The sequence below is a fragment of the Thauera butanivorans NBRC 103042 genome (assembly GCF_001591165.1).
GTDB lineage: Bacteria > Pseudomonadota > Gammaproteobacteria > Burkholderiales > Rhodocyclaceae > Thauera > Thauera butanivorans.
Window position 1 is genome coordinate 13,048 of sequence record NZ_BCUG01000042.1, and the last position, 23,856, is coordinate 36,903.

Below are 23,856 nucleotides of genomic sequence, written 5' to 3' on the forward strand. Positions count from 1 at the left end.
CCCACATGCAAACACTCAACGCCAGGGTCTGCGATGCCGCCCCAGTCCTACGTCTCGCACATCAAGGAGATCGAAGCCTTCGGGCTGGGGCAGCCCATGCATGGGGGCAGCAGGGACGAGGCCGTGCTCGGCAGCTGGCGCCGCTGCCTGGACCATCACCGGCTCGATCCGGCCCGGACCTGCGAAGCCGTCATCGTTCCCGAAGGGCAGTTGCGCCAGCATCAGGAAGAATCCGAGTCGCTGATCCGCATCGCCCGCAGCGGGCTGGAGCGGCTCTACCAGCAGTTGAAGGGCCTGGACTACGTGCTGCTGCTGGCCGATCGCCATGGCGTGGCGGTGGATTTTCTCGGCCGGGAGGCCGACACTGGCGACCTGCGCCGCGCCGGCCTGTACCTGGGCGCCGAATGGCGCGAGGACCGTGCCGGCACTTCTGCCGTGGGCGCCTGCCTGGCCACCGGCGACGCCCTGATCGTGCATCAGAGCGACCATTTCGACTTCACCCATACGCGGCTGTCCTGCACTGCGGCGCCGATCTACGACCTGCGCGGCGAACTGGCGGCGGTGCTCGATCTTTCCCAGCTCAGGTCGCCCGAGGAGCGGGCCAGCCAGGGTCTGGCGCTGAACCTGGTGGTCGCGGCGGCGCGGCGCGTGGAACTGGCGAACCTGATGGCACAGTCGCGCAGGGACTGGGTGCTGCGCTTTTCCCAGTCGCCGGATTTCCTCGACGTGGACCCGGACGCCGCCATCGCCGTCGATGCGCATGGCCGCATCAACGCCATGACCCACGCGGGTGCGCGCCTGCTGGCCGCGGCGGCGCGGCTGGACTGGCGGCGGCGCCATGCGCTGATCGGCCAGCCGCTGGAGCGCTTCTTCCAGTTCGACGCGCGCCACCTGCCCAATCTGCGCGCCGACCGTCCGGCGCAGCAACGCATCGTCCGCGCCTGCGACGGCAGGATCCTGTTCGCCCATGCGATCGAGCCGATGCGTGTGCGGAACCCGGCCTCGCGCCCGCTGACGCCCGCGCCGCTGCCTGCCGCCTTGCAGGCGCTCAGTGCCGGCGACCCGGTAATGGACGCGCTGCTGCACAAGGCCGCAAGGCTGGCGCTGCGGAACCTGCCGATCCTGGTGCAGGGCGAAACCGGCGCCGGCAAGGAGTTCCTGGCACGCGCCATCCACGGCGCCAGCGGCCGCGGCGGCGCGTTCGTCGCCATCAACTGCGCCGCCATTCCCGAGTCGCTGCTGGAGAGCGAGCTGTTCGGCTACCTGCCCGGCGCGTGGACGGGCGGCGCCAGCAAGGGTCGCCAGGGGCTGGTCGAGGCGGCCCATCGCGGCACCCTGTTCCTCGACGAGATCGGCGACATGCCGCTGGCGCTGCAGGCCAAGCTGCTGCGCGTGCTGTCGGAGTCGCAGGTCCTGCCGCTGGGCGCGCGCGAACCGCGCACGGTCGATATCCGCGTGGTGTCGGCTTCGCACCGGCCACTGGCCGAACTGGTGCAGTCCGGCCAGTTCCGCCAGGATCTGCTCTACCGCCTCAACGCCGCGGAACTGCAGCTGCCGCCGCTGCGCCAGCGCCGCGATCTCGGCGGCATGATGGACCGGATGCTCGCCGACCTGGGCAGCCAGTACAGCCTCGGCGAGGCGGCGCGTGCGATGCTGCTCGCCCACCCATGGCCCGGCAACCTGCGCGAGTTGAACAACGTGCTGCGCTATGCCGTCGCGCTGTGCGGCGACGGGCCGCAGGCCGGCGCGGAGGCTTGGGAGTGCGTTATCGAGCCGGTCCATCTGCCCGACAGCCTTCAGGCGGTCGATGTGCTGGATGCCGGGCCATCCGTGCTGCAGATGGGCAGCGCCGCAGCGCTGGACGAGGCGGGCGGCGCTGGCGGGCGTTTCCAGCCCGGCGGCGCCGTGGAGCTGGAACAGTTGCTGGCGCAGTGCCACGGCAACGTCTCGGAAGTGGCGCGGCAGCTGGGCGTGAGCCGTTCCACGGTACACCGGCGCATCCAGCGCCTGCAGCTGGGCGTGCGCTGCGCCCGCTGGAGCAAGAGACCGTCCTGACCGCCGCGCTGTTCGAGTTCAGTGCTGCGGGAAGATGCCACCAATGATCTGTTCGTCAGGGGGGAGGCGTACGGTCCATCTGGCGAAGAATGTCCATGAACATGGCTGTCGGGATAGGCCCATAAAGCTCATAAATGTTGTCGCAGCCGACCGAGTCGCATCCCTTCAGGATGACGGCGATCTTTTCAAGTTCGGTCGGGTTGCGCCAGAAACCGTACGCGACAATGTCGTTTCGTTCCGAGCGAGTGATCTTCGCTGACTGATCGAGCCCGAACAGCTTTCTCAGTCGACGCGATTCAGCGGAGTCAGGATCCAAGTCCCCGATTTTGACGAGTAGCGAATCAAAATCCTGCGTATCCTGGGCTCGGGGAAAGCCGGCGCGTTGAGCTTGTTCAAGTGCCTGAGCGGACGTTGACGCCGACATTGAGATCAGATGCTCGGGTCCGTCCTGTGTGGCCTTGAGGGATAGATGGATTCCCGGCGGCGAAGCAAACGTATTCATGCGTGCGATCCGATCTGCCGGAAAACGAATGCTCAGTTCATCAATCTGGATGCTCAGGCAGTTGGTGCATGCTGCTGCCTCCGGCCACGGCAGAGGTTCGATCATGGCGCCTGCGTCTGCGATGCATGGTGAGGTATAAACGGTCGTGAGTAGCCATGCTGCCAAGATCCATTTCTTCATGTGTTTTCCCAAACAGGAAGTTTCCGGTGAGTGGTGCTCATTTCTGCAAGGTTGAGTTCACTCTGCCAGGATCGGATGACTTGCCGGGCACAAGTCATCGTGCGGTTCACGCCGTCCGGCAAGACGGGCTTTGCGCGATGGTTCGAGCCGTAGCAGTTCCGCGGGAAAGCGCCACGCCGGCTTCCAGGTCAGCCCGAATGGCGTGCGCCGGCAACGAATGCGGACGGCGACTGGCCGAAATGCTTTTTGAACGCGACGGCGTATGCGCTGTGGCTTTCGTATCCGCTGCCCAGTGCCACGGTGGTGATCGGCGTGCCTTCCAGCAGCCTCGGCAGCGAAGCCATCAGCCGCCCTTGCTGGCGCCATCGGCCGAACGCCATTCCGGTGGTTTTCTGGAAACGGCGATGGAATGTCTTGGTGCTCATGCCCAGCCGGGCCGCCCAGTCGTTGGCGGTGGCGGCCTGGCCTGGATCGTGCAGCAGGGCATGGCAGACCTGCTGCATCCGCGCATCGGCAGGCCATGGCAGGTGGAATGGCAAGGCCGGTTGCATGCGCAGTTCCTCGACCAGCAGCTCGCCCATCAGAGTCGCCCGCCGGGTGGGCGGTGCGCCGGGATCGTGCTGCGAGAGCGCGCCGATCAGGGCCCTCGGCAACGTGCCAATGTGCAGCACGCAATCGACCTGGGGAAGTTCCGCGCACACGTCCTGGCGGATGAAGATGCCGTGTGCCAGCAAGGGTAGCGGGATGACCAGGCGATGCGGCACGCCCGGGCGCAGCCATACCGCCGCGGTGGGCGGAACCAGCCAGCGCCCGGTGGCCGCTTCCACCAATATGACGCCCTGGTCGGCATAGAGCAGGTGCCCCCGGGCATGCCGGTGTTCGGGCACGGTGTGCCCCGCCGGATAACGCGCGCAGACGCCCGTCACGGGCAGCGCGGAGGTTTCCGCCTCGGTCAGATCGAGCGCGTGGCCGCCCTCGGACGATGATGCAAAACCCATGTGGCACCCAATCGCTCGTGTCCATTTTGATGAAGATAACGTCCATTCTTATGTAGATGGACAGTGGGATCAATCCTATAGTCGCCATGCCACACAGCAACCATTCGCCATGTACATCCTCTCCCTCGTTCGACTGCTACCTCTGCTGCCCCCTGGTCGGGGTCGGCGCGCAGCCGTCTGCGCCATGACCCATCCTGATTCCCCCTGACCCCGACCATGGCCAGCCTCCTTGAGGCAGGGGAATCAGGTTTCACCGATTCCCCATTGCTCTGTCACGAGGTTCTCATGCTGGCCAATCCCTCCTCCAAATACCGCGCCATTGCGCACGTCGACCTGCCGGACCGCCAATGGCCGTCGCGCGCGTTGACGCAGGCGCCCATCTGGCTTTCCACCGATCTGCGCGACGGCAACCAGGCGCTGTTCGAGCCGATGAACCGCGCGCGCAAGCTGTGCCTGTTCCATGAACTGGTGCGCATCGGCTTCAAGGAAATCGAGGTCGGGTTCCCCTCGGCCTCGCGGACCGACTTCGAGATCGTGCGCCACCTGATCGACGCTGATCTGATACCCGACGACGTGACGCCCATGGTCATCACGCAGCTGCGTGAAGACCTGATCGCGGAGACGGTGCGCAGTGTGGCGGGCGCGCGCCGCGTGATCGTGCATTTCTACAACGCCATCGCGCCGGTTTGGCGCGAGATCGTGTTCGGCATGGGCGTGCCGCAAATCATCGAGATGGTCGAGCACCATATCGCGCTGTTCAAACGGCTGGCGGCGGCCCATCCGCAGACGCAGTGGGTGCTGCAATACTCGCCCGAGACTTTCTGCATGGCTGAGCTGGAGGTCTCGCTGGCGGTCTGCAACGCCGCCATCCGGGCCTGGGACGCGGGGCCGCAACGGTCCATGATCGTCAACCTGCCGACCACGGTGGAAGTCTCCACGCCCAACGTCTTCGCCGACCAGATCGAGTGGATGGACCGCCGTCTGGAGCGCCGCGAGCACATCGTGCTGTCGGTCCACCCGCACAACGATCGCGGCACCGGCGTGGCCTGCGCCGAGCAGGCCCTGCTGGCCGGCGCGCAGCGCGTGGAGGGCTGCCTGTTCGGCAACGGCGAGCGCAGCGGCAACCTCGACGTGGTGACGCTGGCGCTCAACCTCTACACGCTGGGCATCGCGCCGGGGCTGGACTTCTCCGACATCGCCGCAGTCGCCCGGGTGGCCGAGGAATGCACCGCGCTGCCCCTCCATCCGCGCCACCCGTATGCCGGCGATCTGGTGTTCACCGCGTTTTCCGGCTCGCACCAGGACGCCATCGCCAAAGGCTTCGCCGCCCAGCGGCCGGGGGATGTCTGGCGCGTGCCCTACCTGCCGATCGACCCCCACGACCTGGGCCGCACCTACGACAGCATCGTGCGCGTCAACAGCCAGTCCGGCAAGGGTGGCATCGCGTTCCTGCTGCAACGCGACCATGGCGTCGCCATGCCGCGCCGCATGCAGATCGAGTTCAGCGCCATCGTGCAGGCCATGGCGGATGCCAGCGAAACCGAGTTGGGCAGCGAGCAGGTCTGGCAGTTGTTCGAGCAGGCCTATCTTGTCCCGGCGGCACCGGCATCGGGCCTCGCCTACCATGCGCACCGGCTGTTCGATGCGCCCGAAGGCCAGGGCATCGAGCTGGAACTGCTGGCGGAGGATGGCTCGGTCAAGGTCTGCCGAGGCACCGGCAACGGCCCCGTCGCGGCCACCGTGGCCGCCCTGGGCCTGCCGCTGCGCATCGACAGCTACGAGGAGCGCAGCCTGGGCCATGGCGCCGACGCATCGGCCATGGCGATCGTCGAGGCCGCGTGGCCCGGCGTACCCGGCGCACGCTTTGGCGTCGGGGTGCACGCCCATATCGTGACGGCGGCGGTGCTGGCGGTGCTGAGCGCCGTCGCCCGTTTCCCGCAGGAGGCGAGACCGCTCGCCGCCAGCGTCTGACTCACGGCGCGCGCGCCAGGCTGCGCGCCGCCTCGACCACCGAGGCCCGCCGCCTGGCCTGCTCCTGCGGCCCGTCCTGCCCCGTGAACATGCGTGCGACCTGGGGCACGGCCGACCACCAGCCGGCCAGCGAGAGCACCAAAAAAGCCAGATGGTCGGCCTCCAGGGCGTCGGTGACGGTCCCTTGTCGCTGGCCCTCGGCCACGGCCTGAACCTTGTAGCCATAGCATTCGCGCCGCTGTTCCTCATCCGGCACCTCGCCGTCGAAGGTCAGACCTTCCCAGCGCATGAGCTGGCTCAGTTCGGGGTGTTCGCGGTGGTAGCCATAGACGCGGCCGGCATGTTCCCCGATGTCCTCAACGGCGAAGGACGCCAGTTCTTCGTTGACGTTCAACTCTTTTTCATGCTTTCTGGGTATGGAGGCGGCATCTGTTTTTTCAAGTGTGCGCATTATCTGTAGGTATACTGCCGCTCGCACCGCTCGCGGACGAATGAACGTCGATGTTCACAAAAAATGGGGAAGGGTGTATGCACAGAGAAAAGCGAGCGTTTTTGACCAGGCGCCACAGTGGCATGGGCAGATGCGCGCATTGGCTTGGCAGCTTGGTGTCGCTGGTGTGCGTGGTTTGCCTCGGGGTGGCGCAGGCCCAGGCCCAAACTGGCCAGGCGCTGGTAGACGCTGCCTATGAGGCGGCGGTGGCGCAAGATCCGGCGGTGCGAGCGGTCATCGCCAAGGCGACCGATCGGCTGGCGCAGACGCGCGATGCACAGGAGAAACTGCAAATCATCGAAGGGCTGGGTCGCGTGGGTGACTTGCCGTACCGGGAGGCCGAAGTGGCGCGCATCCACCTTGCGGTACTGGGCCAGCGCGTGCTGATGCAGCTGGCTGAGAACCGGCAGGAGAGTGGGCCGGTGCGTCAGGCGGCGTTGTTGGGCTTGATACGTGTGGATGCGCGCGACCATGTGCTGGACAAAGCGATTGATCTGGCCCAAGCCGAGCCGCAGGTGTTTTCCGGGGCCGACGAGCGCCTCAAGGATTTTCAGCGTCGGCGCAATGGATCCTTGCGCGCAGCCGGGGCCGCACGTGCCGTCGATCCGCAAAAAGAATCGCAGGCGCGCTCATTCCTGAAAGCGCACAAGGTGTCGGTCACGATCAGCGCACTGGGCACTCATGCCGACCGGGGCGATGTGGAGGTCGTGCAGGCGCTGCTGGATGCCGGCGTCGATCCCAATGCGCAGGGCGTGGCGAGCATCAGCATTCTGACCTCCGCAGTGACGTCCGGCTGTATCGAGCGCGTACCGCTGCCGCGGCTGACCGGCGTGTTGCAGGCCTTGCTGCAGGCGGGCGCGGACATCAATGTCCTCGACGGCGGCGGCAGCGCGCCACTGTTGTACGCGGTCAGGCACCAGTGCTCGTCCGAAGTGATTGCGCGGCTGATTGAGCTGGGTGCGGTGGCCGACCATCGCAACCAACAGGGGTTTTCTGCGTTGCTGGCGGCGCTGATGGCCGGGCAAGCGCAAACCGCCGACCTGCTGGTACGCGCTGGCGCGCATGTGACGCAGGACGACTTGGATGGCATTTTCTTTGAGCCCCCGGAAGACGCTGCGATCCAGGCAGTGATTGCACGCGCATTGCGCTGATGCCGGCGCACGTACCATAAACAACGCCATGATGGGTATTGGCCTTATCCAAAACGATTGAAGAAGGAAAAAACCATGCCAGCGAAGTCACGCAAACCTGTTGCCGCCGTATTGCGGTGCTGCCTGATTGCCAGCCCGACGGCCGCGCTTGCGCTTGCCGCAGCCAACGTGCTTGCGCAGCCCATGTCGCAGGCGCAGGCGCAAGCCTATCTGGATGCCAATCAGGTGTATGCGGTGGCAGGCAACCTGCCCGGCGCCATCATGAACGGCCGGGTAGACGAGGTGCGTGCGATGCTGGCGGTGGGCGTGGATCCCAATGGCACCGAGGCAGAGGGGCTTGGGCCCGTCATGCGCTTTGTTGCGATGACTTGCCAGGCACGGGTTGCACCCGAGCATTCGGTGGCACTGGTCAAGGCGCTGGCAGAGGCGGGCGCCACGATGCGGCCACCACAACCGGATATGCTGCCGCCCATCGTCTCGGCTGCGCAGAATTGCAATGGCGAGGTGATCCGGGCGTTCGTGGCGGCCGGGGCCAACCACTCCGAGCGCACCACCCAAGGCTACACGCCCTTGAGCATGGCCTTGCTGGTGGGCAACCTCGATGCGGCCAAGGCACTGGTGGATGTGGGCGCAACGCTTTCCAAGAACGCGGCGAAAAGCCTGCAGGAAAGCGCCGAAGATCCAGAGATCAAGGCACTCATCAAGCAGGCTACCCGGTAAGCGCAGCGCGCAGCAGGCGATGACCTTGCCGGGGGCGGTGGTGCTCACGGCCCCCTGTGTCGGCACCAGCCACATCGTCGAGCCTTGGCCAGTTCGCTGCGCAGCACGGCCGAGAACAGCGCCCGCTTGTCGCCGAAGTAGTTGTACCCGTTCCTTGTTCACACCGGCCGATTTGGCGATGTGCTCGACCGTCGTGCCATCGGGGCCGAGGCGGGCGAACTCGGCGGCGGCCGCCGCTTCGGCAAGGCAGGCCATCCTGTTGCCGTGGTCGCACGGAACGCGCAGCACCTGGCCGCTGTCGAGGCGGTACGGCGTGTCGTCGCGGAGGTGCGCGCCGGCCTGGATTGGTGCCGTCGCAGTGCTGGAGCAGGGTCGCCGGATCTCGCGAGTGATGGCGGCCGGTTGTCGGAATCGTCCGACGCGGCTTTCGGATCGGGCTGATGGGGAGCGTGGACGGCCTCGCCTACAGTGAGGGCGTGCTCAGGCATCGAGCAGCACCCTCAACCCCAAGGAGAGCAGCCATGAACAAGGACATCATCGAAGGCAACTGGAAGCAGCTCAGGGGCAAGGTCCAGCAGCAGTGGGGCAAGCTCACCGACGACGACTTCGACGTCATCGCCGGCCGCGGCACCGAGCTTGCCGGCCGCATCCAGGAACGCTACGGCATCAGCCGCGACGAGGCCGAGAAGCAGGTCAAGGACTGGCAAAGCCGTCTTTGAGCCCGAGGACTTCCTTGGTCGCCGGGTTCCCGCTTGCGGGCGGGCATCCGGTGGTTTTCCCGACCTGCAAGGAGAAAACCATGCTTCACTACGCAGTCGTTTTCTTCGTCATCGCCCTGATCGCGGCCCTGTTCGGCTTCAGCGGCATCGCCGCCGGCGCGGCGGGCATCGCCAAGATCCTGTTCGTCGTCTTCCTGGTGATGGCGATTGCCAGTTTCGTCGTCAACCTCCTCAGGGGGCGCTGACTCAAGTTTGATCAACTTCGACCGGATGAACCGACATGCTGCGCATCGCCATCGTCGATGACCACCAGATCGTGCGCGCGGGCTTTCGCGAGATGCTCGCCGATGAGTTGGGCTTCGCCTTCCCGTTCGAGGCGGCGTCCGGCGAGGAGGCGCTGCAGGGCCTGCGCGAGCACGAGGTGGACGTTCTGCTGCTCGATTTGTCGCTGCCCGGACAGAGCGGCATCGACGTACTGCGTGCGGCGCGCCAGCGCTACGAGAAGCTGCGCATCCTGGTGCTGTCCGGCTTCCCGGAAGAACGCTACGCACTGGCGATGATCCGCAACGGCGCCGACGGCTATCTGTGCAAGGACTGCTCGCGCGAGGACCTCATCAACGCGATCCATGCCGTCGCCCAGGGCCGGCGCTACCTTTCGCCCCGCACGGCTGAACTGCTGGCGGAGGAGTTGACCGGCGGTGGCGGCGGCGCGCCGCACGAAAAGCTGTCCGACCGCGAACTGCAGGTGTTCCTGCGCCTCGCGCGCGGCGAATCCGTGTCCGACATCGCCGCGGTGCTCAATCTCAGTGTCAAGACGGTCAGCACCTACCGCTCGCGCCTGCTCGAAAAGCTGCAGGTGTCGAGCAACGCCGAACTGGCGACCTATGCCCTGCGCCATGGGCTGATTCTCGAATGATCGAATGACCGGTTTCACGTCATGGCTGCCTCTGCGTCTTCTTCTTCGCTGCGCGTCGTGCTGATCGAGGATTCACCGATCCTCTGCGCGATGTTGCGCGACATGCTGAACGAGCTCGACGGCGTCGAGGTCGTGGCCGATGCCGATGGCGAGCAAGCGGCCGTGGCCGAACTCGAACGGCAGCAGGCCGATGTCGTCATCGTCGACCTGGAATTGCGCCAGGGCAGCGGTCTTGGCGTTCTAGCGTGCCTGCAGGCCGAGCCGGAGCGCTACGGCAGTCCGCGCGCGGTGGTGTTTTCCAACTACGGGCACAGCGCGCTGCGGGCCCGCTGCAAGGGGCTGGGCGTCGAGTACTTCTTCGACAAGTCCTTTCAGATGGACGAACTGCTCGAATTCATCCAGAGTGCTGCCGCGAGGCACTGAACCGCCCTCGGCGAGCTGCCCTCAGCGCTCCGCCGCCGCAAGCGGAATGCGCGCCACGATGCGCGTGCCGCGGCCGGGGCGGCTGTCGATGTCGAGCTGGCCGGCCAGCATCTGCACGCGGTGGGCGATGCCGGTCAGGCCGTGGCGCATCGGCTGGCGGACCGACGGATCGAAGCCGGTGCCGTTGTCTTCCACCTTCAGCACGATGCGGTCTGCCTCTGCGGCGAGGCTCAGGCGGACGTGCGTGGCCTGGGCGTGGCGGCGGATGTTGGTGAGCGCCTCCTGCGCGATCCGGTACAGTGCCAGCGACACCGGCGCCGGCAGGTCGGGCAGGGTGTCGGGCAGGTCCAGCTCGATCCGGCCGCCGTCCTCGTCCCCCGTTCCCGGCTGCGCCAGCGAACGCAGCGCTTCGACCAGGCCCAGGTCGGACAGCAGCGGCGGGCGCAGGTCGGCGACCACGCGGCGCTTGATCGCGATGATCTGGCCCAGCGTATCGAGCAGGCGGTCGAAGCGCTCGCGCAGCGGGGCGATGGCTTCGGCCGGCAGCTTGCGTGCAATCCAGGCCGCGTCCATCTTCGCCGCGGTCAGCAGCGAGCCGAGCTCGTCGTGCAGCTCGCGGGCGAGGCGCTCCTTCTCTGCCTCGCGGGTGTTGGTCAGGTAAGTGGCCAGGTTGCTCAGCGCGGCGGTGCGCATTTCCACCACGGACTGCAGGCGCTCGTTCTCGGACTGCAGCAGCATCTCGAGCCGCTCGCTCAGGCGATCCTGCCGGCAAAGCAGCACGATGATCGTCGCCAGCAGCACCAGTACGCCCATGCCGAGCACGGTGTTGGTCCGCCGCGCATCCCCCAGGTTGTCGAACGAAGCCAGGATGGTGTCGTGGATCTGCTCCATCGTCTGCGACCGCAGTGTTTCGATCAGCGCACGGATGTCGTGGGTGATCTGTTTGCCGCTTTCCGTGCCGTCGTCGGTTTCCGGGCCGGCGCTGCGTTCGATGGCCCGTGCCAGCAGCGCCCAGCGGGTTTCGACCCGCGTGGCCAGCTGTTCGACCGTGTCGCGCTGGGCGGCGTCCGGCCAGCTTTCGGCCCGCAGCGCGGCAAGCGTGATGTCGATGTCGGCGCTGCCGTCCCGGTAGGGGGCGAGGTGGGCCGGATCACCCGTCAGGATGAAGCCGCGCACGCCCGACTCGGCATCGAGCAGATGCACCAGCAGGCTGTCGAGATGGGCGACGCGGCTCGATTGCTGCTGCAGCTTCTGCAGCGCGTCGCGGCTGGTTTCGGCGTGGTGCTGCGCGGCCATCAGCCAGACGGCCCCCAGTACGAAGCCGAGCACCAGCACCACCAGTAGAAGCAAGGTGGAAGCGCGCGGCAGGCGGGAAGGCAGGCGGGGCAAGAAGCGTCTCGGCAAGTGGCGTGTCGGATCGTGGAGATGTTATAGCGGATGCCCGCCGCATCGGCCAGACGGGCCATACCCTGATGGCGCACCATGGCAAGAAGGGGGATTGCTCCCCCTTGCTTGCGCATGCCCCGACACGGATTTACGGGCGAATGGCGATGTCGTTCTTGACCGCATGCACGCCCGGCGTGTTGCGCGCGATGTCGGCGGCGCGGCTGCGTTCGGCGGCACTCTTGGCGAAGCCGGAGAGCTGGACCGTGCCTTTCAGCGTCTCGACGCTGATCGCCATGGCGCTGACGGTGGGATCTTCGGCGAACTTCGCTTTCACCCGGGTGGTGATGGTGGCGTCATCGACGTACTGGCCGACGGTGGATTGGTCGCGGGTGACGGCGCAGCCGACTGCAGTGAAGGCGAGCAGACCGGACAGGGCGAGCGTGGCGGCGGTATGCTTCATGATGCGTCTCCTTGGTATTCGCGGGCTCTCTCGGATATCCGCGACGGGCTTCATTCCCGCCTGCGGGTGCGATTCAAATGTATCCTCGGGGCCATACCGGCGCTGTCCGACAGCGCGGATTGCGTTGTAGGACGATTCTGTCAGCCGCCCCGCATTTCCATCCGGCATTCATCCGAACGCTCCAGCCGCCATGCGCTTCCTCCATTCCGCCGACTGGCATCTCGGCCGTGTGCATCACGGCGTTTCGCTGCTCGAAGACCAGGCCCACATCCTGGGCGAATTCGTCCGCCTTGCCGCCGATATGCGGCCCGACGCCATCCTGCTGGCCGGCGACATCTACGACCGTTCGGTGCCGCCGGCCGAGGCGGTGCGCCTGCTCGACCTGGTGCTGACCGAGCTGGTGCAGGGGCTGCGCATTCCGGTGGTGATGATCGCCGGCAACCACGACGGCCCCGACCGCCTCGCCTTCGGCGCCGGCCTGCTGGGCGGCGCCGGGCTGACGGTGCGCGGCCCGTTCGAGCCGCAGGCGCGGCCGCTAGTGCTGCACGACGAGCACGGCGCGGTCGCGATCCATGCGCTGCCCTATGCCGAACCCGCCGTCGTGCGCAGCGCGGTCGCCGGCCGGTACAGTGAAGACGCCGAAGATACCGCACCCGCGATCGATTCCCACCAGGCCGTACTGGCGGTGCAACTGCAGGCCGCGCGCGCGGCGCAGCCGCAGGGCGCGCGCAGCGTCGTCGTCGCCCATGCCTTCGTGCTCGGCGGCAGCGAAAGCGAATCCGAGCGGCCGCTGTCGGTCGGCGCCAGCGGCGCGGTCGATGCGGCGCTGTTCGACGGCTTCGACTACGTCGCGCTGGGCCACCTGCACCGGCCGCAGCAAGTGGGGCAGGCGCGCATCCAGTATTCCGGCTCGCTGCTCAAGTATTCGTTTTCCGAGGCGGATCACGCGAAGTCGGTGAACCTGGTCGAACTCGATGCCGCAGGCGCCTGCACGGTCGAACGCATCGCGCTGACGCCGCGCCGCGACCTGCGCATCGTCGAAGGCCAGCTCGACGCCATCCTCGCCGGCGGCGCGGCCGATCCGGCGCGGGACGACTACATCCTCGCCCGCCTCACCGACAGCGGCGCGCTGCTCGACGCCATGGGCCGGCTGCGCGGCGTCTATCCCAACGCGCTCGCCATCGAGCGCCCGCAACTGGCCGGCGACGGGCCGGGGCGGGCGGCGGCGGACCATCGCCGCGTGCGCATGCAGGATCTGTTCGCCAGCTTCCATCGCGACACCACCGGCCAGGCGCTCGACGAAGCGGGCGCGGCCGTGCTCGAGCGCATCGCCGAGCGCCTGGAACGGGAGGCGCGCCACGCATGAAGCCGCTCAAGCTCTCGCTGCAGGCCTTCGGTCCCTTCGCCGGGCGCGAGACGGTGGATTTCACCCGCCTGCCGCCCGGCGCGCTGTTCCTGATTGCCGGCCCCACCGGCGCCGGCAAGACCTCCATCCTCGACGGCATCACCTACGCACTGTACGGCGACACCTCCGGCGGCGAGCGCAGCGCGCGCGAAATGCGCAGCCACCACGCCGACGCCGCGCTGCAGACCGAAGTCGAACTGGAATTCGCCCTCGGCGGCCAGCGCTACCGGGTGCGCCGGGTGCCGGAGCAGACGCGCGCGGCCCAGCGCGGGGGCGGCATGGTCGATGCGCCGGCCAAGGCCGAACTCTTCCGCCTCGCCGTCGACGACCAAGGCAGCGACGGCCGGAGCTGGCAGCCGCTGGCGCAACGCACCACCGAAGTCACCCAGCAGGTCGAAGCCCTGCTCGGCTTCAAGGCCGAGCAGTTCCGCCAGGTCGTGCTGCTGCCGCAGGGCCAGTTCCGCAAGCTGCTGGCGGCGAGTTCGGCCGAGCGCGAGAGGATCCTCGAAACCCTGTTCGGCACCGCCGCCTACAAGCGCCTGCAGGACGCGCTGAAAGCCGAAGCCGCTGCGCTGCGCGAACGCGGCGAGCAGACCCGCCTGCGGCGCGACACCTTGCTGCAGCAGGCCGAGGCGGAATCGGCCGAAACCCTGTCCGCCCGTATGGATGCCCTCGGCGCCGCGCTGGCGGCGCTGGAAGCAGAGGAAAAAGCCGCCCGCGAAGCGGATGCCGCCGCCCGCGCAGCGCTGCAGCAAGGCCAGGCGGCAGCGGCCCGTTTCACCGAAGCGCAGGCCGCCGCCGCCGCGCTTGCCGTGCTGACGGCCGGGCGAGCGGAAATCGATGCCCGGCGCCAGCGCCTGAACGATGCCCGGCGTGCGCAACAGGTATCGCCGGCCGCCACTGCGCTGTCGGCCGCCCGCAGCGCCGCGGCCGAAGCCGGCCAGCGCGCGCGGCAGGCTGCGGAAGCCGCCGAGCAGGCGGCCGAAGCATTGCTCAGGGCAGATGCGGCGCTGCAGGCCGAGGCCGCGCGCGGCGACGAGCGCGAAGCCGCGCAACGCGAACAGATGCGGCTCGAAGCCCTGTTCGATGCCGTCGCCCGCCTTGCCGAAGCGGAAACCGCCTTGCAGGCCCGTCAGCGCGAACGCACCGCCGCCGATGCGCGGCTCGCACAGGCGGAAGCCGCCTGCAAGGCCCTCGACGGCCAGCGCAGCCAGCTTGCCGGCCGCATCGACACCTTGCAGGCCCAGGCCGCGCAGGCGGCGGCACTGGGCCTGCGCGTGCAGCAGGCCGAGCAGCGCGAACAGGCGCAGGCCCGCCTTGCCGCCAGCGTCGGCCAACTGAAGCAGGCGCAGGCGCTGGACGAGGCGAAGCGGCAGGCGTTCGAGGCGGCGCAACAGCACATGCTGCGCCGGCGCGAGGCTTTCGAGGCACTGGACGCAGACTGGCGCCGCGCGCAGGCGGCCATCCTTGCTTACCATCTGCACGACGGCGGGGCCTGCCCGGTGTGCGGCAGCGCCTCGCACCCGTCGCCGGCCCGCTTCGACGGCGAACTGCCCACCGAGCAGGCTTTGCAGGCGGCGCGCGATGCTTTGCGTGCGGCCGAAGCCGCGATGGAAACCGCCCGCCACGAGCGGGACGATGCCGCGCAGAAACGCGCCGCGGCCCAGGCCGAAGTGAACACGCGCCAGGCTGCGCTGCACGGAGGCGCTGCCGCTGATCAGCTACAGCAGGATCTGTTCGGCTCCAGCGCCGACGAGGACTTGCCCGCATTGCGGACAGCCTTGCAGGCTGCGCGTGCCGCTGCGGCCGAAGTCGAGCAAGCGCGCGGACAACTGCAGCAAAGCGAGACCGCACTGGCTGCTGCCCAGGCCGCGCTCGACGACGCGCGCAAGCAGGCTACAACGGCCGCCAGCGTAGCCGAAGGCGCCTTGCGCGTGGCCGAGGAAAGGCGCGGCGCGGTGCCCGAGGCCCTGCGCTCGCCGCAGGCGCTCGGCACCGCGCTGGCGGCGGCGCGGGCCACGCGCCAGCGCCTCGATGCCGCGCTGCAGGCCGCCCAGGAAGCACAGCGGCAAGCGCTGAACCACGATGCGTCGCAGCGTGCACAGCGCGATGCCCAGGCCCTGGCGGTTGGCGCAGCCGAAGCGCGCGTGGCCGAGGCCGCCGCCCAGTTCGCCGATGCGCTGCATGCCGCCGGCTTCGGCAGCGCCGAGCCGGATGGCGCGGAAGCCGCATGGCGCGCGGCCGTGCTGCCCGCTGCGCAAATGGACGCGCTCGCGCAGCAGATCCGCAGCGCCGACGAACAGCTCGCCGCCGCACAGGCGCGCAATCAGCGCGCCGCGCAGGCCATCGCCGGACTGACGGCGCCGGACCTCGCCGCACTCGACGCCCGCGCCACCGCCTGCCGCGAACAGGTCGAAGCAGCCGTCGCCCGCATCACCCACAACCGCAGCGAGCAGCACAAGCTGGCCCGCACGCTTTCACTGCTGGACGAAATCGCCCGCGAGCACGGCGCCATCGAAGCCGAATACCGCGTCGTCGGCCGCCTGGCCGAGGTCGCCAACGGCGACAACGGCCGCAACCTCACCTTCCAGCGCTACGTGCTCGCCGCGCTGCTAGACGATGTGCTGCGTGCCGCCTCGCTGCGGCTGAAGGCGATGAGCCGCGGCCGCTACCTGCTGCAGCGGCGCGAGGACGTCGCCGACGGCCGCCGCGCCGCCGGGCTGGATTTGGAAGTGTTCGACGACTACACCGGCCGCGCCCGCCCGGCCAGCACGCTGTCCGGCGGCGAGGGCTTCATGGCCTCGCTGTCGCTCGCGCTCGGCCTGTCCGACGTCGTCCAGGCCTACGCCGGCGGCGTGCAGCTCGACACCTTGTTCATCGACGAAGGCTTCGGCAGCCTCGACCCCGAATCGCTCGACATGGCCATGCGCGCCCTCATCGACCTGCAGCAGCGCGGCCGCAGCGTGGGCGTGATCTCGCACGTCGAGGACATGAAGCAGCAGATCGGCGTGGCGATCGAGGTGGTGCAGGGGGTGAGGGGGAGCAGGGTGCGGATGGTGGGGGTGGAGAGCGCTGGTCCGCTCATCCTGGAGGATGTGCGGATCGGACCGGCTTCCATGGGGTAGCGTCGATCACAGCAATACCAGATGCTCCGCTCGGGCGCCTGGTACGGCACTCAGCGGAATGCGCCTGTCGAAGCTGACCAGGCACCCGCTGTGGCGTATGGCCAGACTCAGCAGGTACAGGTCGGTCAATTGGCGGGGACTGTGGATGTGGGCGTGGTTGAAGCGGGCGACGTCCAGCAGGCTGATGTCGTCCGGCCAGAATGTGTGGAACGGGGTGGATGTGGAGCGGCTCAGCATCGCCATCAGGGCAGCCAGGGGCTGCGGTTGGCTATAGCCCGGCTGGGCCATGATGCGCAGACAGCCATTTTGCGTGAGCGGGCAACTGGCCCAGCCGTGCTGGATATGCGCCTGGAACCAGCCGGATGCGGTTTGATGATGCACGTGGTCGCTGTCGTGCAGCGCGATCAGCACATTCACGTCGAGCAGGGCGCGCATCGATCAAATGCCTTCTTCGTCGCGCAGTCGGTCGATGAGTTCGTTGCTGATTACCGCGCCACGCGGCGGTAGCGGATGGATGCCATAGGCGGCAAGCGGCTCGGCAAGCCTCGGCAGCGTTGGAGCGTTGGCAGTGCCGGCCGGCTGGGCGAAGGCCCGGCGCGCCAGTTCGCTGATCACCTGGCCCAGCGGTTTCTTCTCCCGGCGTGCCAGTTCCTTGGCAGCGAACAGCACGTCGTCGGCGATGTCGAGTGTAGTGCGCATGGGGATGCCTCTCATTGCAGATTTGATGTTTGATGCTAAAACATCAAGCATCATGAACGCAAGCCGCTCTCGATGCCGACTCATGCCGAGGCCGGCATGTGCTGATGGGGCGGCAGGTACGGCACCACATTCCGCAGCGCCCGCGTGATGCACTCGTCCTTTTCGCCGACGGGCGCGACGTAATGGCAGGGCGCGTTCGGCCGCTCCGATGCCGCCCAGGCGGGCCGCCATCCAGAACGCCAGGTATTGCGCGCCCAGGCAGCCGCCGGCGGTGGCGACGTTGCCTTGCGCGAAGAAGGGCTGCTCCAGCACGCGGACGCCGGCCGCCTGTACCCAGGGCCGGGTGGTGAGGTCGGTGCAGGCGGGCACGTCGCCCAGCAGGCCCAGCCGCGCCAGTACCAGCGCGCCGGAGCACTGCGCGCCCACCAGTTGCCGCGCCGGATCGAAGCGCAGCGCGTCCATCGTCGCCGGATCGTCCACGATGCTGCGCGTGGCCAGTCCGCTGCCGACGATCACCGCGTCGGCGGTGGCGGCGTCGGCGAGTGTCGCCTGCGCCTCGACGGCCACGCCGTTCATCGACGTGACGCGGCGGGCGGGGCTGGCGATCGATACCCGCCACGCAGGCTGGGCGGCCAGCCGCAGGATGCCGAGCGCGATCAGCGAGTCCAGCTCGTTGTGCAAGCAAGCGGGCTGGTCAGATTTCGCGCAGGGCGCCTGCCTTGGTGCGTGAAGGGTGTCACCTCTCCCATGCACGCGATTTTGCGCTGGCCGCAAAGCCCCCCGGTTTGTAGAATCGCCCCTTCCCTCGCGCCGGCTCCGCCGCCGGGCCTTGCCCCAAGAACCAGAAACGGAGACATCCCATGCAGAAACGCCGCTTCACCGCCCTCATCGCCGGCTTGTTCGCTTCGGCCGCGCTCGGCCTGTCGATGCCGGCCACGGCTCAGCAGTACAAGGACGAATACAATCTGTCGACGGTGCTCGGCGACGCCTTCCCGTGGGGCTGGGGGGCGCAGCGCTGGGCCGATCTGGTGGCCGAGAAGACCGAGGGGCGGATCAAGGTCAAGGTCTATCCGGGCACCTCGCTGGTGTCGGGCGACCAGACCAAGGAATTCACCGCGTTGCGCCAGGGCATCATCGACATGGCGGTGGGCTCGACCATCAACTGGTCGCCGCAGGTGAGGGAACTGAACCTGTTCGCGCTGCCCTTCCTGATGCCGGACCACAAGGCGATCGATGCGCTGACCCAGGGCCGGGTCGGTGCGAAGATGTTCGAGATTCTTTCCGCGCGCGACGTGGTGCCGCTGGCCTGGGGCGAGAACGGTTTCCGCGAGGTGTCGAACTCGAAGAAGCCGATCCGCACGCCCGAGGACGTGAAGGGCATGAAGGTGCGGGTGGTCGGTTCGCCGCTGTTCCTCGCCACCTTCAATGCGCTCGGCGCCAATCCCACGCAGATGAGCTGGGCCGATGCGCAGCCGGCGATGGCGACGGGTGCTGTCGATGGCCAGGAAAATCCGCTGGCCGTGTTCAATGCCGCCAAGCTGCACACCGTCGGCCAGAAGCACCTGACGTTGTGGGGCTACGTTGCCGATCCGCTGATCTTCGTGGTTAACAAGAAAGTGTGGAGCAACTGGACCGAAGCCGACCGCAAGCTGGTTGCCGAGGCGGCGCAGCAGGCCGCCACCGAGGAGATCGCCCGCGCCCGCGCCGGCATTTCGGCGGACGACGAATCGCTGCTGAAGGAGATTGAGGCCAACGGTGTGTCCGTGGTGCGCCTGAGCGATGCCGAGCGCGACGCTTTCCGCCAGGCGACGGCCGGGGTGTACAAGGAATGGGCCGGCCGCGTCGGCAGTGACCTGGTCAAGCAGGCCGAGGAAGACATCGCCAAGCGCTGAGTGCAGTCCCGGCCCTGCCGGGCCGATGTGCGGCCAGCTTCGTCCCGTTCGGGGCGGACGCTGGCCGCATGATTTTTTTCCATTGTTGATGGACCGTTTCACACGATGAGTATCGAAGTAGAAGTGCCGCCTGCCGAGGCAGAGGCCGCCGCTCCGCCGTCCTATGCGATCGAGCAGATCCTGACCGGCATCGCCATGGCGCTGATCATGCTGGTCACTTTCGGCAACGTGCTGGTGCGCTACTTCACGTCGCAGTCCTTTGCGGCGACCGAGGAGTTCTCGATCGCGCTGATGATCGTGGTCGCCTTTCTCGGTTCCTCGGTGGCCTTTGCCTTCGACCGCCACATCCGCGTGGGCTTTTTCGTCGATCGCATGTCGCCGCGGGCGCGGGCCTTTTTCGACTGGCTGTCCTTCGCCGCCACGGCCAGCCTGTTCGCCTTCATCGCCTGGTATGCCGGGCTGCTGACCTGGGACCAGTACCGTTTCGAGGAAACCTCGCCGGCGCTCGGGGTGCCGCAGTGGTGGTACACGGTGTGGATGCCGGTGCTGTCGGCGACGCTGGTGTTGCGCCTGGTGGTGAAGCGCCTGCGGAGGCGCGCATGACCGGCACGGTACTGATCGGGGTGTTCATGCTCCTGCTGCTGGCCGGCGTGCCGCTGGCGGTCGGGCTGGGGGTGGCGAGCGTGGTCGTGCTGGCGATGGCGGGCTTCGACCAGCTTGCGGTGCCGACCAACATCTACGCCGGTATTGCCAAGTATCCCTTGCTGGCGATTCCGATGTTCGTGCTGGCCGGCATGATCTTCGAGCGTTCCGGCGTGGCCGTGCGGCTGGTGCGCTTCGTCACCGCCATCGTCGGCGAATGGACGGGTTCGCTCGCGGTGGTCGCGGTGCTGGTGTCGATGCTGCTGGGCGGCGTGTCGGGCTCCGGCCCGGCCGACGCGGCGGCGGTGGCGGCGGTGATGCTGCCATCGATGGTGGCGCGCGGCTATCCCAAGGGTTTTTCGGCCGGCCTGATCGCGGCCTCGGGTTCGACCGCGATCGTGACGCCGCCTTCGGTGGCGCTGATCGTCTATAGCGTGATGGTGCCGGCCGCGACCGTGCCGGCGCTGTTCGCCGCTGGCCTGTTTCCGGGCATGCTCGCGGCGCTGAGCCTGCTGCTGCCGGCGATCCTGATCAGCCGCAAGTACGGCTTCGGCCGTGGCTACAAGGCCGAGCGGCCGCCGCTGGGCAAGAGCTTCATCGATGCGATCTGGGGCCTGCTGGCGCCGGTGGTGATCCTCGGCGGCCTGCGCACCGGCTTGTTCACGCCGACCGAGGCGGCGGTGGTGGCGGTGGCCTACGGCATCTTCGTCGGCATGGTGGTGTATCGCACCATCGATCTGAAAGGGCTGTTCCGCATCATGGTCGATGCCGGCGAGTTGTCGGCGGTAGTGATGATGGTCATCGGCATCGCCTCGGTGTTCGCCTGGGCAGGCAATACGCTGGGCATTTTCGACGTCGCCGCCAGGGCGCTGGTCGGGCTGCATTCGAGCGAATGGATGATGCTGGTGTCGATCAACCTGCTGCTGCTGGTGGCGGGGATGTTCCTCGACGCGATCTCGATCTTCCTGATCCTGCTGCCCATCCTGGTGCCGATCGCGGTGGCGATGGGCTGGGACCTGGTGTGGTTCGGCGTGATGATGACGATCAACCTCGCCATCGGCCAGTTCACGCCGCCGATGGCGGTGTCGCTGATGATCACCTCGCGCATCGCCGGCATCGGCATGGAGGAGACTTTCCGCTGGGTGACTTGGCTGCTGCTGGCGATGCTGGGCGCGCTGACGCTGATGGTGGTGTTCCCGCAGATCGCGCTGTGGCTGCCCGGACAGCTGGGCTACCTGTAAAGAGGGCGCCGCGCTCAGCGCGGCGTCGCTTCCAGTTCGTATTTCGGCGAGCGCGGGCCGTACAGGATGCCGTTGGGCATGGCGGCCGACAGCAGGCGGTGGCTGGTGATGCCGGCGATCGGGTGCGAGCGGTTGGTGCTGCTCTCGATGATCTGATTGACCACCGCGGTGATGAGCATGCCGATCAGGCCGCCGCCCGAGTCGCGGCCTTCGGCGCTCGAAGCGGTCGCCGAGCCTTGCCACAGCGTCTGTTCCGTGCGCAGGTCGATCAGGCGCGCCTGCGCCGTGACCCGGCTTTCGCTGGCGAGCACGGCATAGCTGGTGCCGTACTGCTCGATGTTGATGTACAGCGCGGCGTCTGCGCCGAAGATTTCGTGCAGCTTGGCCAGCGGCACGCCGTGCATCTCGCCCGGGTTGTGCAGGCCGTTCTGCTGGAAGGTTTCGTCGACCAGGCTGACCGGGAACACGTAATAGCCCGATTCCGCCAGCGGCATCGTGACCTGCGACAGCATGCTGTAGGTGGCTTCGACCTCCATCGAACTGTTGAGCGGCGGCAGCACCAGGATGGAAGCGGGCCGGCTCTGCCTGAAGGCCGAATAGTCGTAGCTGGCCTGCTGCGTGGCGCAGCCGGTGGCGAGCAAGGCCGTGAATGCGGCGATGAGGCCGGCCTTCAGGCGAAGGCGGCCGGCTGTCGTGGGATGCATCGATCGGGATCTCAGTCGGATTTGACGGCCTTGCGCATCAGGAAGTCCATGTAGGCGGCGCTTTCCGGATACAGGATCTTTTCGGCCTCGAAGTGCCGCAGCATCTGGTCGGGCTGTTCGCTTTCGGCGTACAGGATGCCCAGGTGCGCGTGGTAGCCCGGCGGCACCGCCAGGCTCCTGGCGCGGGCCTTCTCGAGCCCGGCCTCGAGCGCGGCGATTTGTTCCTGCGGGCCTTGTTCCTTGGTGAAGTGGCCGTATAGCGCGGGCTGGTATTCGCCCCAGTAGTAGAGAGGCTGATGCCTGTTGCCGCTGGCGCAGCCGGCCAGCAGCAACAGGCCCGCAGCCGGCAGCGCGGCCGCGAGGCGGGCGAGGGTGCGGGACTTCATCGCAGGCTTGGTCGTCGTGGTAACGGAGGGGTCAGTGGGCAGGCTGCCAGGCGCCGGCTTCGATGCCTTCGACCAGCCGATTGACGGCCTCGCGCATGGCGAGGTCGAGCACCTTGCCGTTCAGCGTCGAATCGTAGCTGGCGGTGCCGCCGAAGCCGACGACTTCGCGGTTGTCCAGGCTGTATTCGCCGGCGCCCTGGGTGGAGAAGACGACTTCCGAGCTGGCGACATCGACGATGTTGAGGTTGACCTTGGCGTAGGCGACCTGCGACTTGCCGCGGCCGAGGATGCCGAACAACTGGCGGTCGCCGGTTTCCTTGCGGCCGAACTCGGCGACGTCGCCGGTGATGACGTAGGCGGCGCCCTTGAGCTTCTGCGCAGCGCCGGACAGTTCGGCTTCCTGCCTGATCTCCGCCATGTTGTCGCGGTCGAGCACGTTGAAGCGGCCGGTCTGCTGCAGATGGGTGATCAGGATGGTCTTGGCCTGGCTGCCGAGCCGGTCGACGTTGTCGCTGAAGATGCCGCGCATGAAGCTCGAACGGTTGTCGAACTTGCCCACCGCGATCAGGCTGCGCTGGCCGGTGTAGGGCGTGGCGACCGATGCGACCTTGGGGACTTCGAGCGTGCGGTGCTGCTCGGTGGCGCAGCCGGCGAGGAGGGCGGCGCCGATGCTCAGGGCGCAGACGGCAGCGAACTTGCGGGAAAGGGGAAGGGCGCGCATGGAGGATGGCTTCCGATTATGTCAAATGGAACGATGCGCGATTATGTCGCAAAGGGCGGGCGACAAGCCAGGAACTTGTTCTCATCTGGTGGCGGCTGCCCGTTTTCCGGCTGCAGGCGTTTTCTGCAGCCGGGTGCGGATGCGGATCCCGCCCGCTTCGGACCGTCAGACCCGCCGGAGCGGGCGGGTGGCTGCGGCCCCCAGCACCGCTCCCATCAACAGCAGCAGCGAGCCGGGCTCGGGCACTTGCGAGCTCGGTACCATGGTGCCGGACTGTTCCTTCCAGATGCCGACCGTATGGTTGTCCGATTCGTATCCTGCCCCCGGGGTGGTCTGCCTGAAGACGATCTCGTCGAAGCTGAAGCCGTCGTCGGCGAAGAAGTTCAGGAAGACATAGGGCTCGCCGCGGTTCTGGCCACGGAAGCCCTCGTTCGGGTTGCCGTGGTAGCCCGGTTTGCCGGACACCAGACCGAACACGTCATTGGCGCTGAAGGAGAACACTTCGGTGCCGCTGCTGAAGAAGGATAGCTGGTTGCCGCCGTCGAGTGCGGACAGCCAGAAGCCGAAATAGGTCAGATCCTGGTTGAAGGAGATCGAATAGCCGGACGTGGCGTTGATGCCGGAGACCGCGTAGTTGCCGCGGCCGCTTGCGCCGCCAAACTGGTCGGCGGCCTGGACATTCACGCCGTGGTAGGTGCCGATGATGCCGAGATCATCATTGCCGAAGTTCGAGACATGGATTCCATGGACGCCGGTCGACAAGGAATCGAAGCGCTCGACGCCGACGATCTCCTCGCCCTTTGCATTGGAGCCCGGCTTGAACGAAGTGGTGGTGCTGGTCACGCCCGCCTCTTCGTAGGTGACCACGAAGGCTGCCGCAGCGGTGGTGGAGGCGGCTGCCAGCGAGACGGCCAGCAGGGCGGGTGCGAGAATGCGAGTCTTGATCATCGAGTGGCTTCCTTGGCAAGGACGTGCTGAACATTCATCCGGGTAGCTCATGCTCCGCGCGATGTTCGCGTTGAAGTGAAAATTGATAAATAGGCTGTTAATGGCAATTCTGGACCATTCCG

25 protein-coding genes are annotated in these 23,856 nt (G+C 67.5%); 14 read left to right on the forward strand and 11 right to left on the reverse strand.

Annotated elements, in window-relative coordinates; genetic code table 11:
* The first annotated feature begins 33 nt into the window (after positions 1-33).
* The gene (locus TBU01S_RS16200; protein ID WP_068637999.1) at positions 34-2,055 is read left to right on the forward strand and encodes a sigma-54-dependent Fis family transcriptional regulator; all 2,022 of its coding nucleotides are present in this window, start codon (positions 34-36) and stop codon (positions 2,053-2,055) included.
* Positions 2,056-2,110: 55 nt separating this feature from the next.
* Here TBU01S_RS16200 and TBU01S_RS16205 read toward each other — a convergent pair whose 3' ends face one another.
* Together TBU01S_RS16205 and TBU01S_RS16210 are read right to left on the reverse strand one after the other, a co-directional pair.
* Positions 2,111-2,737 carry a hypothetical protein gene (locus TBU01S_RS16205; RefSeq protein WP_068638007.1) on the reverse strand — a complete coding sequence of 209 codons (627 nt, stop codon included), beginning with the start codon at positions 2,735-2,737 and terminating at the stop codon, positions 2,111-2,113.
* A gap of 188 nt (positions 2,738-2,925) precedes the next feature.
* Positions 2,926-3,735 (reverse strand): AraC family transcriptional regulator, encoded by an 810-nt coding sequence (locus tag TBU01S_RS16210; protein ID WP_068638012.1) that lies wholly within the window; start codon positions 3,733-3,735, stop codon positions 2,926-2,928.
* 285 nt (positions 3,736-4,020) lie between these two features.
* Here TBU01S_RS16210 and TBU01S_RS16215 point away from each other — a divergent pair, with 285 nt between their 5' ends.
* A complete protein-coding gene (locus TBU01S_RS16215) occupies positions 4,021-5,706 on the forward strand; it encodes a 2-isopropylmalate synthase (protein ID WP_068638014.1) in 1,686 nt (561 codons plus the stop codon).
* 1 nt (position 5,707) lies between these two features.
* Here the strand turns inward: TBU01S_RS16215 and TBU01S_RS16220 are convergent, their stop codons facing one another.
* On the reverse strand, positions 5,708-6,100 hold the full coding sequence (locus tag TBU01S_RS16220; protein WP_217999646.1) for a hypothetical protein: 393 nt from the start codon (positions 6,098-6,100) through the stop codon (positions 5,708-5,710).
* A 212-nt stretch (positions 6,101-6,312) separates the two neighbouring features.
* On the opposite strand from TBU01S_RS16220, the gene TBU01S_RS16225 reads away from it, so the two are divergent.
* The 7 genes from TBU01S_RS16225 (at position 6,313) to TBU01S_RS16245 (ending at position 10,125) form a co-directional block, all read left to right on the forward strand.
* Positions 6,313-7,347 (forward strand): ankyrin repeat domain-containing protein, encoded by a 1,035-nt coding sequence (locus TBU01S_RS16225; RefSeq protein WP_245650946.1) that lies wholly within the window; start codon positions 6,313-6,315, stop codon positions 7,345-7,347.
* Between the two features lie 75 nt (positions 7,348-7,422).
* Positions 7,423-8,067: an ankyrin repeat domain-containing protein gene (locus TBU01S_RS24845; RefSeq protein ID WP_157659175.1), complete on the forward strand. Its 645-nt coding sequence runs from the start codon at positions 7,423-7,425 to the stop codon at positions 8,065-8,067.
* Positions 8,068-8,208: 141 nt separating this feature from the next.
* A complete protein-coding gene (locus TBU01S_RS24555) occupies positions 8,209-8,508 on the forward strand; it encodes a hypothetical protein (RefSeq protein WP_217999649.1) in 300 nt (99 codons plus the stop codon).
* An 80-nt stretch (positions 8,509-8,588) separates the two neighbouring features.
* Positions 8,589-8,786: a CsbD family protein gene (locus tag TBU01S_RS16235; protein ID WP_068638020.1), complete on the forward strand. Its 198-nt coding sequence runs from the start codon at positions 8,589-8,591 to the stop codon at positions 8,784-8,786.
* 80 nt (positions 8,787-8,866) lie between these two features.
* Positions 8,867-9,031 carry a DUF1328 domain-containing protein gene (locus TBU01S_RS23170; RefSeq protein ID WP_083953669.1) on the forward strand — a complete coding sequence of 55 codons (165 nt, stop codon included), beginning with the start codon at positions 8,867-8,869 and terminating at the stop codon, positions 9,029-9,031.
* Positions 9,032-9,066: 35 nt separating this feature from the next.
* The gene (locus TBU01S_RS16240) at positions 9,067-9,702 is read left to right on the forward strand and encodes a response regulator (RefSeq protein ID WP_068638022.1); all 636 of its coding nucleotides are present in this window, start codon (positions 9,067-9,069) and stop codon (positions 9,700-9,702) included.
* A 21-nt stretch (positions 9,703-9,723) separates the two neighbouring features.
* On the forward strand, positions 9,724-10,125 hold the full coding sequence (locus TBU01S_RS16245; RefSeq protein WP_068638024.1) for a response regulator: 402 nt from the start codon (positions 9,724-9,726) through the stop codon (positions 10,123-10,125).
* 21 nt (positions 10,126-10,146) lie between these two features.
* On the opposite strand, the gene TBU01S_RS16250 is transcribed toward TBU01S_RS16245, so the two are convergent.
* Together TBU01S_RS16250 and TBU01S_RS16255 are read right to left on the reverse strand one after the other, a co-directional pair.
* Positions 10,147-11,514 (reverse strand): CHASE3 domain-containing protein, encoded by a 1,368-nt coding sequence (locus TBU01S_RS16250; RefSeq protein ID WP_068638025.1) that lies wholly within the window; start codon positions 11,512-11,514, stop codon positions 10,147-10,149.
* A 145-nt stretch (positions 11,515-11,659) separates the two neighbouring features.
* Positions 11,660-11,971 carry a BON domain-containing protein gene (locus TBU01S_RS16255; protein ID WP_068638026.1) on the reverse strand — a complete coding sequence of 104 codons (312 nt, stop codon included), beginning with the start codon at positions 11,969-11,971 and terminating at the stop codon, positions 11,660-11,662.
* Positions 11,972-12,161: 190 nt separating this feature from the next.
* Here TBU01S_RS16255 and TBU01S_RS16260 point away from each other — a divergent pair, with 190 nt between their 5' ends.
* Together TBU01S_RS16260 and TBU01S_RS16265 are read left to right on the forward strand one after the other, a co-directional pair.
* Positions 12,162-13,337, forward strand: a complete 1,176-nt coding sequence (locus tag TBU01S_RS16260) for an exonuclease SbcCD subunit D (protein ID WP_068638028.1) — start codon at positions 12,162-12,164, stop codon at positions 13,335-13,337.
* Complete coding sequence (locus tag TBU01S_RS16265; RefSeq protein ID WP_068638030.1) at positions 13,334-16,501, forward strand: AAA family ATPase; 3,168 nt, start codon at positions 13,334-13,336, stop codon at positions 16,499-16,501. The genes TBU01S_RS16260 and TBU01S_RS16265 overlap by 4 nt, the downstream gene beginning before the upstream one ends.
* Positions 16,502-16,507: 6 nt before the next feature.
* On the opposite strand, the gene TBU01S_RS16270 is transcribed toward TBU01S_RS16265, so the two are convergent.
* Complete coding sequence (locus TBU01S_RS16270; RefSeq protein WP_068638032.1) at positions 16,508-16,936, reverse strand: TA system VapC family ribonuclease toxin; 429 nt, start codon at positions 16,934-16,936, stop codon at positions 16,508-16,510.
* A 3-nt stretch (positions 16,937-16,939) separates the two neighbouring features.
* Positions 16,940-17,881 (reverse strand): DJ-1/PfpI family protein, encoded by a 942-nt coding sequence (locus TBU01S_RS24560; protein WP_217999648.1) that lies wholly within the window; start codon positions 17,879-17,881, stop codon positions 16,940-16,942.
* A gap of 179 nt (positions 17,882-18,060) precedes the next feature.
* Here TBU01S_RS24560 and TBU01S_RS16285 point away from each other — a divergent pair, with 179 nt between their 5' ends.
* The 3 genes from TBU01S_RS16285 (at position 18,061) to TBU01S_RS16295 (ending at position 20,975) form a co-directional block, all read left to right on the forward strand.
* Positions 18,061-19,092 carry a DctP family TRAP transporter solute-binding subunit gene (locus TBU01S_RS16285; RefSeq protein ID WP_068638037.1) on the forward strand — a complete coding sequence of 344 codons (1,032 nt, stop codon included), beginning with the start codon at positions 18,061-18,063 and terminating at the stop codon, positions 19,090-19,092.
* Positions 19,093-19,197: 105 nt separating this feature from the next.
* Positions 19,198-19,695, forward strand: a complete 498-nt coding sequence (locus tag TBU01S_RS16290) for a TRAP transporter small permease (RefSeq protein WP_068638039.1) — start codon at positions 19,198-19,200, stop codon at positions 19,693-19,695.
* Complete coding sequence (locus tag TBU01S_RS16295; RefSeq protein ID WP_068638041.1) at positions 19,692-20,975, forward strand: TRAP transporter large permease; 1,284 nt, start codon at positions 19,692-19,694, stop codon at positions 20,973-20,975. Before TBU01S_RS16290 ends, TBU01S_RS16295 begins: the two co-directional genes overlap by 4 nt.
* A 14-nt stretch (positions 20,976-20,989) precedes the next feature.
* Here TBU01S_RS16295 and TBU01S_RS16300 read toward each other — a convergent pair whose 3' ends face one another.
* The 4 genes from TBU01S_RS16300 to TBU01S_RS16315 form a co-directional block, all read right to left on the reverse strand.
* Complete coding sequence (locus TBU01S_RS16300) at positions 20,990-21,679, reverse strand: DUF799 domain-containing protein (protein ID WP_068638043.1); 690 nt, start codon at positions 21,677-21,679, stop codon at positions 20,990-20,992.
* A gap of 11 nt (positions 21,680-21,690) precedes the next feature.
* The gene (locus TBU01S_RS16305; protein ID WP_068638045.1) at positions 21,691-22,065 is read right to left on the reverse strand and encodes a DUF4810 domain-containing protein; all 375 of its coding nucleotides are present in this window, start codon (positions 22,063-22,065) and stop codon (positions 21,691-21,693) included.
* A 31-nt stretch (positions 22,066-22,096) separates the two neighbouring features.
* Positions 22,097-22,786 carry a CsgG/HfaB family protein gene (locus TBU01S_RS16310; RefSeq protein WP_068638047.1) on the reverse strand — a complete coding sequence of 230 codons (690 nt, stop codon included), beginning with the start codon at positions 22,784-22,786 and terminating at the stop codon, positions 22,097-22,099.
* Between the two features lie 165 nt (positions 22,787-22,951).
* Entirely contained in the window at positions 22,952-23,734 is a 783-nt protein-coding gene (locus TBU01S_RS16315) for a PEP-CTERM sorting domain-containing protein (RefSeq protein WP_068638050.1), read from the reverse strand.
* Positions 23,735-23,856: the final 122 nt, after the last annotated feature.

Coding starts and splice junctions, on each gene's coding strand:
- TBU01S_RS16245 (WP_068638024.1), top strand. CDS start 9,724: ATGGCTGCCTCTGCGTCTTCTTCTTCGCTGCGCGTCGTGCTGATCGAG.
- TBU01S_RS23170 (WP_083953669.1), top strand. CDS start 8,867: ATGCTTCACTACGCAGTCGTTTTCTTCGTCATCGCCCTGATCGCGGCC.
- TBU01S_RS16255 (WP_068638026.1), bottom strand. CDS start 11,971: ATGAAGCATACCGCCGCCACGCTCGCCCTGTCCGGTCTGCTCGCCTTC.
- TBU01S_RS16215 (WP_068638014.1), top strand. CDS start 4,021: ATGCTGGCCAATCCCTCCTCCAAATACCGCGCCATTGCGCACGTCGAC.
- TBU01S_RS24845 (WP_157659175.1), top strand. CDS start 7,423: ATGCCAGCGAAGTCACGCAAACCTGTTGCCGCCGTATTGCGGTGCTGC.
- TBU01S_RS16305 (WP_068638045.1), bottom strand. CDS start 22,065: ATGAAGTCCCGCACCCTCGCCCGCCTCGCGGCCGCGCTGCCGGCTGCG.
- TBU01S_RS16235 (WP_068638020.1), top strand. CDS start 8,589: ATGAACAAGGACATCATCGAAGGCAACTGGAAGCAGCTCAGGGGCAAG.
- TBU01S_RS16265 (WP_068638030.1), top strand. CDS start 13,334: ATGAAGCCGCTCAAGCTCTCGCTGCAGGCCTTCGGTCCCTTCGCCGGG.
- TBU01S_RS16290 (WP_068638039.1), top strand. CDS start 19,198: ATGAGTATCGAAGTAGAAGTGCCGCCTGCCGAGGCAGAGGCCGCCGCT.
- TBU01S_RS16260 (WP_068638028.1), top strand. CDS start 12,162: ATGCGCTTCCTCCATTCCGCCGACTGGCATCTCGGCCGTGTGCATCAC.
- TBU01S_RS16295 (WP_068638041.1), top strand. CDS start 19,692: ATGACCGGCACGGTACTGATCGGGGTGTTCATGCTCCTGCTGCTGGCC.
- TBU01S_RS16240 (WP_068638022.1), top strand. CDS start 9,067: ATGCTGCGCATCGCCATCGTCGATGACCACCAGATCGTGCGCGCGGGC.
- TBU01S_RS16310 (WP_068638047.1), bottom strand. CDS start 22,786: ATGCGCGCCCTTCCCCTTTCCCGCAAGTTCGCTGCCGTCTGCGCCCTG.
- TBU01S_RS16210 (WP_068638012.1), bottom strand. CDS start 3,735: ATGGGTTTTGCATCATCGTCCGAGGGCGGCCACGCGCTCGATCTGACC.
- TBU01S_RS16285 (WP_068638037.1), top strand. CDS start 18,061: ATGCAGAAACGCCGCTTCACCGCCCTCATCGCCGGCTTGTTCGCTTCG.
- TBU01S_RS16270 (WP_068638032.1), bottom strand. CDS start 16,936: ATGCGCGCCCTGCTCGACGTGAATGTGCTGATCGCGCTGCACGACAGC.
- TBU01S_RS16315 (WP_068638050.1), bottom strand. CDS start 23,734: ATGATCAAGACTCGCATTCTCGCACCCGCCCTGCTGGCCGTCTCGCTG.
- TBU01S_RS16205 (WP_068638007.1), bottom strand. CDS start 2,737: ATGAAGAAATGGATCTTGGCAGCATGGCTACTCACGACCGTTTATACC.
- TBU01S_RS16200 (WP_068637999.1), top strand. CDS start 34: ATGCCGCCCCAGTCCTACGTCTCGCACATCAAGGAGATCGAAGCCTTC.
- TBU01S_RS16300 (WP_068638043.1), bottom strand. CDS start 21,679: ATGCATCCCACGACAGCCGGCCGCCTTCGCCTGAAGGCCGGCCTCATC.